Source organism: Paenibacillus sp. P4_E11 (assembly GCF_056401635.1).
In genome coordinates this window covers 1-1,168 of the sequence record NZ_JBFUIX010000525.1, presented here as the reverse complement: position 1 = coordinate 1,168, position 1,168 = coordinate 1, and the positions used below count along the sequence as shown (strand labels likewise).

2 protein-coding genes are annotated in these 1,168 nt (G+C 40.8%); one reads left to right on the top strand and one right to left on the bottom strand.

Annotated elements, in window-relative coordinates:
* A partial coding sequence (locus tag AC1DWB_RS35725) for a hypothetical protein (RefSeq protein WP_477545802.1) occupies positions 1-507 on the top strand: 507 nt, incomplete at its 5' end.
* 84 nt (positions 508-591) lie between these two features.
* On the opposite strand, the gene AC1DWB_RS35720 is transcribed toward AC1DWB_RS35725, so the two are convergent.
* Positions 592-1,168: recombinase family protein (locus AC1DWB_RS35720; protein WP_477545801.1), on the bottom strand; the 577-nt coding region annotated here is incomplete at its 5' end.

The window sequence follows — 1,168 nt, the reverse complement described above, 5'->3', positions numbered from 1 at the left end:
GATATTGCCTATGACTTCAACGCAAAAATGTCAAACACGTTCGTTCTAGCCAGAGCAAATGCAACCAAGAACAAGTATGGAAAAAACGTTTATTGGTTCAGCAGTAGGAATGACAGCAGATCATTGATGTACGACAAGAAAGAGGAACAGAAAGCAAGGGGTAAAGTTGTAACAGACGAAAACTGGATACGATACGAGATTCGTCTCAACCCTAATAGCAAGATGCCTTTGGTTAATATGAACATGTCGAATCTTAGACCTTTGATTGACAAGCACATTTTTGTTCCAAGTTACTCCAAGATAGACAATCTTAGTACAAGCGACAAGGAAATTCTGCGCGATGTGAAGAGAAGAAAAAACTTTGACTTTAATGGACTCGGTACACCTTATCAAGTAACGAACCTAAAGAAGACACTTCGCTCGAACGGAGTGCCTTTCTTTCAAATATTTGATTTGATGAAACATCAGATGTTCAAACACATATTAGAAGCTATTGGCGGTGACTAACACCAACTCAATAAAATCGATCTTCCATTGAGTAATGTGCAAGACATGAACTAACCAAAGCATAGTAAAGAGTTGAAAAAGCACTTATAAGGATTGTTCGTATTCTTTTACTACTTTGTAGAAGTTAGACTTCTTCAAAGCTACAGAGGTCATAAACGCGACCGCAGTCATATTCCCAGCTTTCCATTCAGCATAGCCCATCGCAAACTTATCAGCGTCAACTGTACTTAGGTCAGCTTTAGGTCTACCTAGATGCTTATTGCGTAGCTTTGCTGATGCAATTCCTTCTGCTTGTCTAGCCTTGATACGTTCGCGCTCCTCCTGCGCTTGCCAAGCCATCAATTCAAAGATGATGTTGCCGATGCTGTCCATTAACCCTTTGTTATCACCATGCTCGTTATAGAACTTATCAAGCATCGGCATGTCCAGTATACGGACGCGAACACCTTTATCCTTATAGTAAGCCCATTCAGCCTTAATGTCATTCTTGTTGCGTCCTAGACGGTCTAGGGACTTGATGACAAGTGTATCCGTTGCTTCAATGGTTCTTCTCATGTACTGATAACCTGTGCGATCTAAGTCTTTACCAGATGCTTCATCAGAATAGATGTTGTTAGGGTCGATACCTCGTTTTAGCATCTCATCCATTTGCCGATCAAGC